Here is a 14,282-nt window from a genome sequence, read left to right as displayed (position 1 = left end):
TTGGCGGACTGTCTACCCATGCGCGCCACATCGCTGCCAGAACTGTCACGCCCCACCTGGAGGCTGAACGTGCAAGCCGCGCCCGCTTTCCATCGCACCGAAAGGAGATCCCTCATGTCCCGCACCACCCCCGCCCCGTTCCTGTCGCTGGCCCTGCGCTGCCTGGGCCTGCTCGCCCTTGCCGCCCCGGGCCTGGCCAGCGCCCAGACCGATGCCTTCCGGGGTCGCTACGACGCCGGCGTCACCACCTATGCGATCAGCGGCCAGGAACCCCGCGCGACGGGCAAGTACCCGGTCTACGTGCATATCGGCGGGACCGGCGAGAACTACCAGAGCAACTGGGCGATGGCCGCGGTGAATGCCGCCGCGGCCAAGGGCTTCGTGGCGGCCTCGGTGGAGTACGACAACGCCAGCTTCGGCAGCTGCGGCGTCATCGGCAACCGCGCCAAGGCCATCTTCGACGCGCAGAACATCAACAGCGCCATCGCCCAGCTCTGCGCCCGCGACAAGGCCGATTGCTCCAAGGGCGTGGTGACCGGCGGGCTCAGCCAGGGCTCGATCATCTCGGTGCTGGCGCACGACTACGATCCCCGGGTCGCCGCCTCGTTCGGCCAGGGCACCGGTACGACCTACACCGCCTACTACAACCTGGCCTCCTGTATCGCCGACGGCAACCATAGCCTGCCGTCCGATCGCCTGCGCATCATCAACGGCGAGCGCGACATGTTCGTCGGCGGCACCGAGAACGTCGCCCGCACCCAGGCGCAACTGGTCACCGGGCTGCGCTGCGACGGGCAGCAGTCGTGCTTCCGCAGCAACGGCAGCGGCTGGTACGTCGTCAAGGACCGGGAGGTGCAGGACCTCTACGCCGACCACTGCTTCATGGGCTTCGGCGGCTATCCAGGCACCCAGTGCACGGGCGTGCTGGTCGACGGCAACTACCGCAGCGGCACCGCCGCCTGGGCGCTCAACCCCACGCTGGACTGGTTGAAGACCTTCGTGACGCCCTGAGCGGCGGCATCGCCTGTGCCGGCGCCAAGGCGGACCGGCGGACACCGCGACGCGGCGCCGGCCACCGCCGCCGCCGGACGCTCGATGTCTGGCGACCGGCTCAGGCGGCGAAGCGGCCGTCGCGCAGGAAGGCGGCGGTCTGCCGCGCGGCCTGCGCCGAGAACAGCAGGCCGCTGTGGCTGGCGCGCACCCGGCAGTGATCGCCCAGGCCGGGCACGCGGGTCTCGGCCAGGGCTACGCTGCCGTCGGACTCCGGCCCCAGCGCGACAAAGCGTGCGCCCAGCCCGCGCGCCACGGTGCCGGCGACCACGCCGACCTCGGCCGGCCCGTCCCAGCGCGCCACGCCCTGCTGCAACAGCGCCGCGCTGCGGCCCAGCGCCAGTCCGAGCCGCCGTTGCGCCAGGGCGCGCGCGGCGGCACTGCCGGCCAGCGGGCTGCCCAGGCACACCACCCGGGTCACCGGCAGCGAGGGCACCTCCCGCAAGGCCTGCAAGGCGATCAGGCCGCCGAGGCTATGCCCGACCAGCGCCACCGGACCGGTGGTTGCCATACGTTCGATGCGGGCGTGCAGCCGTGGGAGCGCGGCCTCGGCGCCGCCGAACGCGGTCGAATAGCCGAAGCTGGCGACGCGCCAGCCCTCGCGGCGCAGGCGCAGCGCCAGCGGCAGCAGCCACGGCCGCGCGTTCCAGATGCCATGCAGCAACAGCACCTGGGGCGCGGCGGCCATCGGCGACTCAGCCGCAGGTGGTACGGACGATGTGATTGCTGCCATCCAGGAACACGTTGAGCCGATCCAGGCGCAGGTCGCGGGTCACCGCCTGGCCCGGCGCGATCGGCCGTACCACGCCGGCTCCGCTCTCCTTCCAGACCCGGCTCATGGTCGCCTGGGTGGCCTCCTGGCCCACCGCCCAGGCCACGGCCTCGACGTTGCAGCGGCCATCGCCCTGCACCGTCGGCCCGGCACTGGCCGGCTGCAGCGACGCCGGTGGCGCGCACGCGGCCAGCAGCGGCACGACGGCGGCGATTCCCATCCACGGTCGGAACATGGCGTGCTCTCCTCAAGCTGGACAGGCCAGCACTGTAGCGCGCACTCGTTGCCGCTGTGTCGACGCGGCATGCCCGGACGAGGTGCGGCGGCAGGCGTCAGGCCGCGCGCGGCGGCCGGCGCAGGATGAATTCGAGATCGCGCACCTGCCCCACCGGGAACTCGTAGGTGCCGACCTTCTCGAAGCCGTAGCGCGCGTAGAAACGCTGCGCGCCCAGGTTCTCCGACCACACGCCGAGCCACAGCGTGCGCGGGCCGTCGCGCTCCAGCCAGGCCAGGGCGGTGTCGAACAGCCGGGCACCCCAGCCACCGTTCTGGTGGGCACGCAGCAGGTACAGGCGCTTCAGTTCGCCATCGCCGGGACGCACCTCGGCGTGCGGCAGGCCGCAGGGGCCGGCCGCGGCGTGCCCGACCACCGCGCCGTCGTGCTCGACCAGCCAGATCGCGTAGTCCGGATGCGCCAGCACCACCTGCGCGCGCTCGATCGAATAGGCCTCGTCGAGGAAGGCCTGCAGGTCCTGCGCGGGGTACAGATGCCCGAAGGTTTCGCAGAAGGTGGCCGTGGCGATGCGAGTCACCGCCGCGGCATCGTCCGGCGTGGCGCGGCGAATCAGCACGGCTCAGCGCGCCGGGTGCGCGGCGTCGGCGTCGGCCTCTTCGCCGTCGTCCTCGTCTTCGTCCTCGTCGTCACATTCCTCTTCCTCGTCCTCTTCTTCCTCGTCGTCTTCCTCGTACTCGTAGTCGTCCTCGCCGAAGTCCTCGCCGTCCCAACGGCCCTCCGGATCCGGCACGAACGCCAGCGGCGCGTTGGCGCCGCTGCCGGCGCGCACCAGCCAGCCGCCGAACACGCGCGCGCGCTGGGTGACGATGGCCTCCACTGCGCCCTCGTTGCCGAGGGTTTCCCACTCCAGATTGAATGCGGTCTCGCTCATGTGTCGGCCTGCGCTACGGTTGGAAGAAAGGGATCACTGCGCCTGCGGGCGCACCTGCACGTGCACTTCGGCCAGCTGCGCGTCGGCGATCGGCGACGGCGCGTCGGTCATCAGGTCCTGCGCGCCGGTGGTCTTGGGGAACGGGATCACGTCGCGGATCGACTCGGTGCCGGCCATCAGCGCGGCGATGCGGTCGATGCCGAAGGCGATGCCGCCGTGCGGCGGCGCGCCGTAGTTCAGCGCATCCAGCAGGAAGCCGAACTTGGCGCGCGCTTCCTCGGCACCGATGCCGAGCAGCTCGAACACCGCGCTCTGCATGTCCGGACGGTGGATACGGATCGAACCGCCGCCGATCTCGTTGCCGTTGAGCACCATGTCGTAGCCGCGCGACACCGCGGTCTTGGCATGCGTGCGCAGCTCGGCGATATCGTCCACCGCCGGCGCGGTGAACGGATGATGCAGGGCCACGTAGCGCTGCGCCTCCTCGTCCCACTCGAACATCGGGAAATCGGTGACCCACAGCGGACGCCAGCCGTCGGCGACCAGATTGAAATCCTTGCCGGCCTTCAGGCGCAGCGCGCCCATGAAGTCGGAGACCTTGCCGTAGGCGCCGGCGCCGAAGAACACGATGTCGCCGTTGCCGGCACCGACGTGGGCGAGCAGCGCGGCGAACGCGGCTTCGCCGAAGAACTTCTGGATCGGCGAGCTGATCTCGCCGCTGTCGGCGATCTTGACGTAGGCCAGGCCCTTGGCGCCGTACTTGGCGGCGTGCGCGGCGTACTCGTCGATCTGCTTGCGCGACAGGCTGGCGCCGCCGGGAATGCGCAGCGCGGCGACGCGGCCGTCTGGGTCGGCGGCCGCCGCAGTGAACACCGCGAAGTCGCTGTCCTTGACCAGGTCGGCGACGTCGGTCAGTTCCAGGGCGATGCGCAGGTCCGGCTTGTCCGAGCCGTAGCGGCGCATGGCCTCGGCCCAGGTCATGCGCGGGAATTCGGCGGCCAGCTCGACGTCGACCACCTCCTTGAAGATGGCGCGGACCATCGCCTCGACGAAGTCCTGCACGTCGCGCTCGCGGACGAAGGCGAACTCCATGTCGAGCTGGGTGAACTCGAGCTGGCGGTCGGCACGCAGCGCCTCGTCGCGGAAGCAGCGCGCGATCTGGTAGTAGCGGTCGAAGCCGGCCACCATCAGGATCTGCTTGAACAGCTGCGGCGACTGCGGCAGCGCGTAGAACTCGCCGGGGTGCATGCGCGCCGGCACCAGGAAGTCGCGCGCGCCTTCCGGGGTGGCCTTGGTCAGGATCGGCGTCTCGATGTCCTGGAAGCCGCGCTCGTCCAGGTAGCGGCGCAGCGCCTGCACCAGCTTGATGCGGGTGCGCTGCATGCGCTGCATCTCCGGGCGGCGCAGATCCAGATACCGGTACTTCAGGCGGGTTTCCTCGCCCGGGTTCTCGTGCGCGTGGAACGGCAGCGGCGCGGCCTTGTTGAGCACGGTGATGGCGGTGGCGATCACCTCGACCTTGCCGCTGCGCAGCTTGTCGTTGACCGCATGCCGCGCGCGCACCACGCCCTCGACCTGCAGCACGTCCTCGTAGCCGAGGCTGGCGGCGACCTTGAACACCTCCGCGTTCTCCGGCTCCACCATCACCTGCACGATGCCTTCGTGGTCGCGCAGGTCGATGAAGCACACGCCGCCGAGGTTGCGGGCCACGTCGGTCCAGCCGGCCAGGGTGACGGTTTGGCCGATCAGGGTCTCGTCGACCAGGCCGCAGAAGTGGGTACGCATCGCTAGCTCCAAACAGGGGGCGCTCGGCGCAGAAGGCGCCGGCAAGCCCGGTATTCTGCGGCGGCGCGTCGGCCCGGGCAAATCGCGCATGACTCATCCTGGCTTAAGTTGGCCTGCGGCTATAGTCCGCGCACCATTCACGGGGAGGAGAGAACCCATGTTGAAGCACCTTGGTGGCTGGCTGGTGATCGCCGCGCTGGCCCTGGCCAGCGCCCCGGCCGCGGCCCAGAGCGCCCGCGCCTACGCGCCGCAGGACTTGCGGCAACTGTCGGTCCCCGGCCGGGTCCGGGTGATCGAGCGCGAGTACGCCGACCAGTCGCGCGGCCGGCAGATCCCCGACGACCAGCTCGAGTTCTACCTGGACCAGATCGACCGCGGCTGGGGCTTCGGCAACATCCAGCAGGACATCGCCACCTCGCTGCGCGGCAGCGGCGGCGGCTGGCGGCAGGAACCGGGCTTCGACGGCCGCACCGTCGCCTGCTCCAGCAACGACCGCCGGCGCCAGCAATGCGCCACGCCGTTTCGCGGGCCTGCGCGACTGGTCGGCACCCTGTCCGATTCGCCCTGCATCGAAGGCCGCACCTGGGGCTCGGCGCCCGGCGTGGTGTGGGTGGACCAGGGCTGCCGTGGTCGCTTCGTCGAAGGTCGCGGCAATTGGGGCGGCAACTGGGGCGACGGCGGCGGCAGTGGCGGCGTGGCCGGCACCGTCCGCTGCGAGAGCCAGGACCAGCGCCAGCGCATCTGCCCGACCGGCTGGCGCAACGCCATGCTGGTGCGGCAGCTGTCGGACACCCGCTGCATCGAGGGCCGCACCTGGGGCTCGCGCGATGGCGCGGTGTGGGTCGACGACGGTTGTCGCGGCGAGTTCGCCCAGGGCCGCGGCGGCGGTGGCTGGGGGCCGGGCCGGCCGCCGCTGGACAGCGGCTACACGGTGACCTGCAGCAGCGACGACAAGCGCCTGCGCACCTGCGCCTGGGACCGCCGTCAGGGCCGCCCGGAACTGATCGAACAGCTGTCCGGCACCACCTGCGCGGAAGGCCGCACCTGGGGCTACGAAGGCAATACGGTGTGGGTCAACGGCGGCTGCCGGGCACGCTTCGGGGCGCGCTGAGCCAAGGCAACGGGCCACGCGGCGTGCTGCGTGGCCGGATGCATGGCGTGACAGGTCGACTTCGGGAGCGGCTCTTGCTCTTTTGGATCGACCGCGACCGGGCAAGGCTCGGTCGCGGCTGAAGCCACTCCTACGAGAGGCCGCGGGCTTGGCGCGGCCTGGCGGGACTCAGGTCGCCGCAGGCTTGGCCGCGGCAGGCGCGGCGGCAGGCGTGGCCGCCGCAGCGGGCTTGGCCGGCGCGTCGGACGTCGTCGCGGCGGCCGCGGGCTTGCTGTCCCCGCTGCTGGCCGTACTCCCCGACTCGGCCAGGTTGCGTTTCTTGTCGCCGTCCTTCTTGAAGTCGGTCTCGTACCAGCCGCTGCCGGACAGGCGGAACGCCGGCGCGGTGAGCTGGCGCTTGACCGCAGGGGCGGCGCAGGACGGACAGGTCTCCGGATCGGGATCGGACAGTTTCTGCAGGCGGTCGAAGCTGTGACCGCATGCGGCACATTGGAAAGCGTAGATCGGCATGGCGGCAAAAACGCGAGAGCAACGGAGGCGGCCAGTATGGGGGCCGCACGCTGGCTTTCAAGCGTCCCCGCTCATCACGCCGGCCCGGGCTTGGGCCGCGGCGCCGTTTCCGGCGCGCCGGCAGGCGACGTCGGTGCGTCCGCCAACGGCGCCTCGGCCACCGGCTCGTCCGGCGCCGTCGGTGCCTGCGCCGACGCGGGATCGGTCGGCGCGGCCGGCGCCATCTCCAGCGGGCTGACGTCGAACGGCATGCGCAGCAGCAGCGCCGGCAGCAGCGTGGTCAGGGCCGCGTACAGCAGCAGCGCGCCGAACAGCGCGTCGGCGATGGCGAAGCGGTCGCGCAGGATGCCGGCCAGCACCAGGGTGAAGATCAGCGTCGGCGACAGCGCCAGCGACACCCGCAGGCTGCTGCGCGCGCCCTCGCCGAACAGCACCCGCCGCTGCAGCCACAGGATGCCGATGCGCAGCGGCAGCACGCAGGCGGTCATGGCCAGGCCCAGGCCCAGCGCCTGCAGGCTCAGTGCCCCGCTCGGCACCTTGGTGCCGGCGTTGAAGAAGTAGAACGGCACGAAGAACGAGGCGAACAGGCGCACCGCCTGCAGGTTCTCGTCGGAGGCCAGCAGCGGCATGCGCTGGCGCAGCAGCCGCGCCACCAGCCCGGCGATGAACGCACCGACCAGGTAGTACACCCCCAGCGAATAGGTGATGTAGGCGGCGATCAGGCCGACCATCACCAGCAGCGAAAACTCCGACCCCGGCGCCTGCGGCGCCACCCAGCGCCCCAGGGCCACGAACAGCAGCGGCAGGCCGACCAGCATCGCCAGCAGCGCCAGGCTGGACAGGCCCATCTGCCAGGGATCGCCGGCCTGCAGGATCACGAACAGCGCCGCCAGCGCCAGCAGTTCGCCGGCGATGGCCTTGCTGGTGACCCAGAAGCGCTCTTCTTCGTCCAGCCCTAGCCGCCCCAGCGACTCGATGATGAAACCGGTGGAGGGGGTCAGCAGGGCCAGCGCCAGCAATCCGGCCGCCTGCCACGACAGACCGGCGTAGCGCCAGGCCAGCCAGCCGACGCCGAACAGGGTGCCGCCACGCACCACCAGGTGCAGCAGCAGCGGCCACAAGCCGCGGCGCAGCGCCTTCGGGTCCACTTCCAGGCCGGCGAACAGGAACAGCGAAGAGATGCCGAGCGTCGCCAGCAGGGTCACCACCGGGTCGTGCGCGCGCGGCCCCATCGCCAGCATCGCGATGATGCCGAACAGCAGGCAGGTCAGCGGCGCCGGCATCTTGAAGCGTTGCAGCGCGCGCGGGATCACCAGCAGGGCGAAGATCAGCAGCAGGTAGATCAGTTCGTGGCTCATCGGGCAGGAGATTCCGGTGGGACCCGCCGGCGGCGGCAGCGGCGATGATGCCGGGTCGGCCGTGTGCTGTGCCATCACGGAGCGCTGGCGTGCCAATCGCTCGCACCGCGATGGCACAGGCCGCGTGCGATCCCAGCCCCCCCCCGCACTGCACAGGCCATGTCGCAGCAAACGCGACACGCCGCTGAAGACAGCCAACAGCGCCAGCAGCGCGGCGTCGCAGCGCCCTCATGGTCGACCTGTCACCGGCGCCGTGGCAGTCTCGCGGCGGCGGCCGATCCCGGCCGCCGCCGCTTTGCGTTCCCCGGGACCGCCATGACCGACCTGACCCGCCGCCGGCTGCTCCGCGCCGGCCTCACCGCCAGCGCCGCCGCGCTGTTGCCGCCGAGCATCGCCCGCGCCGCCGCGATCGCCCCGGACGTGCGCAGCGGCACCCTCGACGACCTGCAGCACGTGGTGATCCTGATGCAGGAGAACCGCGCCTTCGATCATTACTTCGGCAGCCTTCCCGGCGTGCGCGGCTTCGGCGACCGTTTCCCGATCCCCGCCCCGCCGCTGGCCGACACCGCACCGCGCACGGTCTGGCTGCAGCCCAGCGCCGACGGCAGCCGCCAGCTCGCGCCGTTCCCGCTGCGCACCGCACGCGACTTCGCCACCATGCGCGTGCAGGGCACCCCGCATACCTGGCCGAACGCGCAGCAGGCCTGGGACCACGGCCGCATGGGCCAGTGGCCGGCAGCCAAACGCGACCACGCGCTGGCCCACTACGAACGCGACGACCTGCCGTTCCAGTTCGCCCTCGCCGACGCCTTCACCCTCTGCGACGCGTACCACTGCGCGATCCAGGCCGGCACCAATCCCAACCGCGTGTTCCTGTGGACCGGCCAGAACGATCCGCATGCGCGCGCCGGCGGCCCGGCGATCGCCAATTCGCACGACAACTTCCCGGAACTGGGCGGCGACCCGGACGACTACCGCTGGCCCAGCTACGTCGAGGCGCTGCAGCAGGCCGGCGTGTCCTGGCAGATCTACCAGGACATGGCCGACAACTTCACCGACAACCCGCTGGCCGGCTTCGCGCCGTTCCGCGCGGCCTGGCGCGGTGCGCCCGGGCACGATCCGCAACTGCGCGCACGCGGCGTCTCCAGCCGCAGCCTGGCGCAGTTGCGCGAGGACGTGCTGGCTGCGCGGCTGCCGTCGGTGAGCTTCATCATCGCCGACGCCGCCGGCAGCGAGCATCCCGATCCGTCCAGCCCGGCGCAGGGCGCGGCCTACACCGCGCGCGTGCTCGATGCGCTGACCGCTGATCCCAAGGTGTGGGCACGCACCGCGCTGCTGCTGATGTTCGATGAGAACGACGGCTTCTTCGATCACGTGCCGCCACCGGCCCCGCCCTCGCCCGACCCGTCCGCGGCCGGCGGCTGGGCCGGCGCTTCCAGCGTCGCCACCGACGGCGAATACCACCTGCATCCTGCGCCGGGCGACGCCAAGGCCGATCCGCCGGAGCTGCGCGGGCGTCCCTACGGCCTCGGCCCGCGCGTACCGCTGTACGTGATCTCGCCGTGGAGCCGCGGTGGCTGGGTCGATTCGCAGGTCTACGACCACACCTCGGTGCTGCGCCTGCTGGAGCGCCGCTTCGGTGTCGCCGCCGCCGGCCTGACCCCTTGGCGTCGCGCGGTCTGCGGCGACCTGCTGAACGCCTTCGATTTCCGCCAGGCCGACACCCGTCCGTTCGTCGCCGAGCTGCCGGACGTGCGCGAGGCGGCCGCGCGCGCCGCGGCGTTGCACGACCACGCAGTGCCACCGCTGCCGGCGCAGTTGCAGGCACCGCGCCAGGCGTTCGGCGTGCGCCGCGCACGTGCCTTGCCGTATCGGCCGACGGTGCAGTTGCAGCACGTGCCGGAGCGCGGCGAGGTGCAGTTGCGCATGACCAACACAGGCGCAGCGGCGGTGCTGCACGTCTACGACCGCTACCTCCTAGACGCGATCCCACGCCGCTACACGGTGGGCGCTGGCGCGACCCTGGACGGCACCTGGACCACCTACGACGGCAGCTACGACCTGTGGCTGCTCGGCCCCAACGGCTTCCACCGCCACTACCGCGGCGACCTCAGCGCCCCGCTGCTGCAGGCCGAGATCGTCCAGGAGCCGACCGACGCGCAGGCACTGTGCCTGGTCCTGCGCAATCCGGGTGCCGCGCCACTCGAGGTGTCCCTGGAACCGGCCGCCTACGCCCAGGCACAACCGCGCCAACGGGTGACGCTGGCGCCCGGCACCGAGCAGCGCATTCGCTGGAATGCCAAGCCGAGCGGCGGCTGGTACGACCTGTGGCTGGTCCAGGACAACGCCCGTCAGCGCCTGGCCGGCCGCGTGGAAACCGGCAAGCCCGGCATCAGCGACCCGGCGATGGGCGGGGCGGCGCGGCTGTATCAGGAGCCCGCCGGAGGCGGGCGGGATTCGGGAATCGGGATTGGGGATTCGTGACAACGTCCGGGATTTGGGATTGGGGATTCGTGAAAGCGCAATCCGCGCACTGACACGCTCTTGCCAATCCCGAATCCCGAATCCCGAATCCCTAATCCCGGCCCTCAAGCACCCCGATCGTCCGCAGCCAGGTCTCCACCAGCTGCGGCCACTGTGCGATCGGCAGGTTCTTCGCGCGCAGGCCGAAGGCGTGGCCGCCCTGGGCATAGATGTGCATTTCCGTCGGCACGTCGGCATGGTTGAGTGCGACGTAGTACGCCAGCACCTGCGAGATGCCGTCCACATAGTCGTCCTGCGCCTGCAGCAGGAAGGTCGGCGGGGTGTCGGCGGCGACGCGGATGTCCGGACGCAGGGCCAGATCGGTGAAATCGCGGGTGTCGGCGTCCTCGTCCTCGTGCACCCACAGATGGCCGGGATACACGGCGATGGCAAAATCCGGGCGGCAGCTCACGCGATCGGCGGCATCCACCAGCGGATAGGTGCGCTTGGCGAAATGCGTACTGGTCGCGGCGACCAGGTGGCCGCCGGCGGAAAAGCCCATCACCCCGATCTTGTGCGGGTCCACGCCCCAGGTGGCGGCCTGCTGGCGCACCAGGCCCAGCGTGCGCTGCGCGTCCTGCAGCGCGGTCTGCACCTTGGGGTAGTAGCGCCGGTCGTTGACCCAGGTCGGCCCGGAGTTCGGCACGCGGTATTTCAACAGCACGCAGGTGATGCCGCGCGAGACTAGCCAGTCGCAGATCTCCGTGCCCTCCAGGTCCATCGCCAGCATCTGGTAGCCGCCGCCGGGAAACACCACCACCGCGGCGCCGGTGTTGTGGCCCTGCGCCGGGTACACGGTCATGGTCGGCCGGCTGACGTTGTCGATCCTGGCCCCGGGCCCAGCCGTTTCCGGCTTCGGATGCGGCAGCGCATCCGGCACCGCGCCAGGCCAGATCGGCACCTGCACGTGACCCGGTGCGGGTTCCCAGACCCGCGCCTGCGCGGCGTGGGCAGACAGACCGAGGGCAATGGCCAACGAACAGCACACGAATCGACGCATGGGACGCTCCGAACAGGGTTGGGAATGAAAGGGACCGCACGATCAGTGAGCACGGCCGCGGTGGCCGTGGCCGTTGGTACAACGCGGGCGATCGCGCGCGGCATCGACACGTGGCGTCGCCGATGATCGCGAGCAGCGTCTCGTACGCATGGCTGCGGCTCCCGCTCGTGGGATCAGCCGCGACGGACCTTCGCGATAAAACCTGTCGCGGCCGAAGCCGCGCCTACGGGAGATCGACCTGCATCCGGCGCGATTGCGGCGAACGCAGTCGATGCAACGCGCGCAACGCCGCCTAACCGGTACGCCGCGTCTGCGCAGGCAGCGAAGCCACGACCGCCTGCGCCACCGCTTTCAGCGTCGCATCGCGCGCGGCGCTGTCGACCGTGGCGCCGTTGAGATAGGCGGTGAGCAGCAGCGGCGTGGCCCGCCCCGGCGCCCAGACGATGGCGATGTCGTTGCGGGTATCGGTGCCGTTGCTGCCGGTCTTGTCGCCGATCCGCCAGCCCGCCGGCAAGCCGGCGCGCAGGCAGTCGTTGCCGGTACGGTTGTCGCGCATCCAAGCAATCAGGCGCTGTCGCGACACCGGCTGCAGTACGTCGCCGAGCAACAAGGCACGCATCGTCGCCGCCATCGCCGCCGGCGTGGTGGTGTCGCGCGGATCGCCGGCGACGAACTCGTTCATGCCCGGCTCGTTGCGGTCCAGTTGGGTCTGCGTATCGCCCAGCGCGCGCAGGAAGCGGGTCACCCCGGGCGGGTCGCCGACCAGCGGCAGCAGCAGGTTGGCCGCAGTGTTGTCGCTGTAGATCATCGCCGCGCGGCACAGTTCGACCACGTTGAGGGTGGCGCCGACATGACGCTCGGACACCGGCGCATTCGCCAGCAGATCCGCCTTGCGCACCGGCACGCGCCGCTCCAGGGCCAGTTCGCCGCGGTCGACCCGCTGCAGCACCGCCCCTGCCAATAGAAATTTGAAGGTACTGCACAGCGGGAAGCGCTCGTCCTGGCGCTGTCCGCCGAGCGTTGCGCCGCCGCCGTCGAGCAGGCTCACGCCGAGCCGACCGCCACTGCGACGCTCGATCTCGGCCAGCCGCTGCGGTAGCGTAGGCGTCGGGTTTTTCGCGTTTTTTGCCTGTGCACCAGCCACGACCAGCAGGCTCGCGCCCATTCCCACACTCTGCAGGAACCGTCGTCTCGTCAGCATCGTCCACCTCCGTCGGGAGCCAGGATGATGGCCGCATTGACCCACCCCCACCAGCGAGGTTATTCAATCGCACCCATGAGCCGAATTGATACCTTGCGATGATCCGTCCGCATCTGCCGTTGAACGCCCTGCGTGCCTTCGAGGCCGCGGCGCGGCACCAGAACCTGACCCGTGCCGCCGCCGAGCTGTGCGTGACCCAGGCCGCGCTGAGCCATCAGATCAAACAGTTGGAGGCGCGCCTGGGTGTGGTGCTGTTCCAACGCCTGCCGCGCGGCGTCGCCCTGACCGACGAAGGCCTGCGCCTGCATCCGGTGCTGACCGAGGCCTTCGACCGCATCGCCGGGACGCTGCAGCGCTTCGCCGGCGGCCGCTATCGCGAGACGCTGAGCGTGGGCGTGGTCGGCACTTTCGCGGTGGGTTGGCTGCTGCCGCGGCTGGACGCCTTCCACGCCGCGCACCCGGACATCGAACTGCGCGTGTACACCCACAACAACCGCGTCGACCTGGCCGGCGAAGGCCTGGACCTGGCGATCCGTTTCGGCGATGGCGACTGGCAGGGGCAGCACGCCACGCCGATCCTGGACGCGCCGTTCGCGCCGGTGTGCGCGCCGGCACTGGCGCCGCTGCTGCGCACGTCTGCGGACCTCGCCAGGACCACGCTGCTGCGTTCCTATCGGCTGGACGAATGGCCGCGCTGGCTGCAGGCCGCCGGCGCGCCCGAGGTGCAGGCCGGCGGCCCGATCTGCGATGCCTCGCTGACCCTGGCCAGCATCGCCGCGGCCGGCCACGGCGTGGCCTTGCTGCCGCTGCGGCTGTTCGCCCAGGACCTGGATGCCGGGCGGCTGGTCTGTCCGTTCAGCACCCGCATCGACCTGGGCCGCTACTGGCTGACCCGGCTGCGCTCGCGCGCGGAAAGCGACGCCGCCCGACGCTTGCGCGAGTGGTTGCTGGCCGAGCAGGCCGCACTGGCCGACTGAGCGACACCGCTGCCGCCGCAGAGGGCGCCGGGAGGGCTTGGGCACACGCCGGCACGCACCTTGCTTCGCTTACCAGCAAGGCCTGACAGTAATGTGAAGAATTTGTGCACTGCCGCTTGGCGGCCGCGCAGGCCCGAAATATGATCCTGGTCGCAGTCGCACTGTGCGCCGGGGATGGCGCTGACCGTTTCGGGGGAAACATGCTGATGAACCGTGCTGTCCTGACCGCCCGCCCGGGCCTGGTCTCGCGTGACGTCGTGCTGGCCGGCGTGCTGGCCTGTCTGTGTGTGCTGCATCTGGCCTATTTCCTGCGCGGCGGCGCCAGCGAATGGCATTGGGCGCTCAGCGCCGCTGGCCTGGCGCTGATGGCGCTGAAGGCCGGCCTGCGGCCGACGCCGACCGCCCGCCCCTCGCTGCAGAGCCTGCGCTCGCGCACGCCGCTGGACTGGGCGGCGATCGCCGGCGGTCTGCTGGTCGTGGCCAGCGCTGCCGCCTGAGCGGCACGGGCCGGCGCCGCGCGCGTCGGCGGATGCGATCGTCCTCATCCTGCACGGCATGTCCGGCGCGCGCGATTGCGCCGGGCACGGCCTGCCACTGTCGCCAGCAGCGTCCTCGTGGGGCAGGCGCGCGCGCAGCCCTGGGCGCTGGCGCAGGCAATGCAGGTGGGACTTGCCGTTGGCTGAGGCGATGCGGCGTCGGGGCTGAAGCCGCTCCCACAGGGATGGGCCGGCTCGCGCTCCGGTCTGGCCTGGAGCGGCGTCAAGAAGCGATTGAAGCCCCTCTCCCACCGGGAGAGGGGTTGGGGTGAGGGTACGCCGACACGCACGGC

Annotated in this window: 14 protein-coding genes; 5 read left to right on the top strand and 9 right to left on the bottom strand. The window is 71.1% G+C overall.

All coding sequences use genetic code 11. The features are described from left to right. The first annotated feature begins 114 nt into the window (after nucleotides 1–114). The gene (locus CEK69_RS07790; protein ID WP_152244865.1) at nucleotides 115–1,011 is read left to right on the top strand and encodes a hypothetical protein; all 897 of its coding nucleotides are present in this window, start codon (nucleotides 115–117) and stop codon (nucleotides 1,009–1,011) included. 100 nt (nucleotides 1,012–1,111) lie between these two features. On the opposite strand, the gene CEK69_RS07785 is transcribed toward CEK69_RS07790, so the two are convergent. The 5 genes from CEK69_RS07785 to aspS all read right to left on the bottom strand — a co-directional run bounded on the left by CEK69_RS07785 (nucleotide 1,112) and on the right by aspS (nucleotide 4,773). Further along, a complete protein-coding gene (locus CEK69_RS07785) occupies nucleotides 1,112–1,738 on the bottom strand; it encodes an alpha/beta fold hydrolase (RefSeq protein ID WP_152244863.1) in 627 nt (208 codons plus the stop codon). 7 nt (nucleotides 1,739–1,745) lie between these two features. Continuing rightward, a complete protein-coding gene (locus CEK69_RS07780) occupies nucleotides 1,746–2,057 on the bottom strand; it encodes an I78 family peptidase inhibitor (protein WP_223875595.1) in 312 nt (103 codons plus the stop codon). A gap of 97 nt (nucleotides 2,058–2,154) precedes the next feature. Beyond that, nucleotides 2,155–2,673: a GNAT family N-acetyltransferase gene (locus CEK69_RS07775; RefSeq protein ID WP_152244861.1), complete on the bottom strand. Its 519-nt coding sequence runs from the start codon at nucleotides 2,671–2,673 to the stop codon at nucleotides 2,155–2,157. Between the two features lie 3 nt (nucleotides 2,674–2,676). Then, on the bottom strand, nucleotides 2,677–2,988 hold the full coding sequence (locus CEK69_RS07770; protein ID WP_152244859.1) for a DNA primase: 312 nt from the start codon (nucleotides 2,986–2,988) through the stop codon (nucleotides 2,677–2,679). Nucleotides 2,989–3,021: 33 nt separating this feature from the next. Continuing rightward, on the bottom strand, nucleotides 3,022–4,773 hold the full coding sequence (gene aspS / locus CEK69_RS07765; protein ID WP_152244857.1) for an aspartate--tRNA ligase: 1,752 nt from the start codon (nucleotides 4,771–4,773) through the stop codon (nucleotides 3,022–3,024). Between the two features lie 157 nt (nucleotides 4,774–4,930). On the opposite strand from aspS, the gene CEK69_RS07760 reads away from it, so the two are divergent. Then, nucleotides 4,931–5,884, top strand: coding sequence for a DUF3011 domain-containing protein (locus CEK69_RS07760; protein ID WP_148828960.1), 954 nt, complete (start codon nucleotides 4,931–4,933; stop codon nucleotides 5,882–5,884). Nucleotides 5,885–6,052: 168 nt separating this feature from the next. Here the strand turns inward: CEK69_RS07760 and CEK69_RS07755 are convergent, their stop codons facing one another. Both CEK69_RS07755 and CEK69_RS07750 read right to left on the bottom strand, forming a co-directional pair. Next, nucleotides 6,053–6,394: a zinc ribbon domain-containing protein gene (locus tag CEK69_RS07755; RefSeq protein WP_148828961.1), complete on the bottom strand. Its 342-nt coding sequence runs from the start codon at nucleotides 6,392–6,394 to the stop codon at nucleotides 6,053–6,055. Nucleotides 6,395–6,468: 74 nt separating this feature from the next. Further along, nucleotides 6,469–7,752 carry a cation:proton antiporter gene (locus CEK69_RS07750; protein WP_152244855.1) on the bottom strand — a complete coding sequence of 428 codons (1,284 nt, stop codon included), beginning with the start codon at nucleotides 7,750–7,752 and terminating at the stop codon, nucleotides 6,469–6,471. Nucleotides 7,753–8,067: 315 nt separating this feature from the next. Here CEK69_RS07750 and CEK69_RS07745 point away from each other — a divergent pair, with 315 nt between their 5' ends. Beyond that, nucleotides 8,068–10,236 carry a phospholipase C, phosphocholine-specific gene (locus CEK69_RS07745; RefSeq protein ID WP_152244853.1) on the top strand — a complete coding sequence of 723 codons (2,169 nt, stop codon included), beginning with the start codon at nucleotides 8,068–8,070 and terminating at the stop codon, nucleotides 10,234–10,236. Nucleotides 10,237–10,327: 91 nt separating this feature from the next. Here CEK69_RS07745 and CEK69_RS07740 read toward each other — a convergent pair whose 3' ends face one another. Further along, nucleotides 10,328–11,251 (bottom strand): alpha/beta hydrolase, encoded by a 924-nt coding sequence (locus tag CEK69_RS07740; protein WP_152244881.1) that lies wholly within the window; start codon nucleotides 11,249–11,251, stop codon nucleotides 10,328–10,330. Nucleotides 11,252–11,567: 316 nt separating this feature from the next. Continuing rightward, the gene (gene bla / locus CEK69_RS07735; RefSeq protein ID WP_152244851.1) at nucleotides 11,568–12,476 is read right to left on the bottom strand and encodes a class A beta-lactamase; all 909 of its coding nucleotides are present in this window, start codon (nucleotides 12,474–12,476) and stop codon (nucleotides 11,568–11,570) included. A gap of 98 nt (nucleotides 12,477–12,574) precedes the next feature. Here bla and CEK69_RS07730 point away from each other — a divergent pair, with 98 nt between their 5' ends. Next, nucleotides 12,575–13,453, top strand: a complete 879-nt coding sequence (locus CEK69_RS07730) for a LysR substrate-binding domain-containing protein (RefSeq protein WP_152244849.1) — start codon at nucleotides 12,575–12,577, stop codon at nucleotides 13,451–13,453. Nucleotides 13,454–13,659: 206 nt separating this feature from the next. Then, nucleotides 13,660–13,950 carry a hypothetical protein gene (locus CEK69_RS07725; protein WP_226975085.1) on the top strand — a complete coding sequence of 97 codons (291 nt, stop codon included), beginning with the start codon at nucleotides 13,660–13,662 and terminating at the stop codon, nucleotides 13,948–13,950. Nucleotides 13,951–14,282 lie beyond the last annotated feature (332 nt).

The organism is Xanthomonas sp. LMG 12462, assembly GCF_009192885.1.
Lineage (GTDB): Bacteria > Pseudomonadota > Gammaproteobacteria > Xanthomonadales > Xanthomonadaceae > Xanthomonas_A > Xanthomonas_A sontii.
Note: the sequence above shows the minus strand (reverse complement) of the source record. Positions and strands in the feature narration are given on the sequence as shown.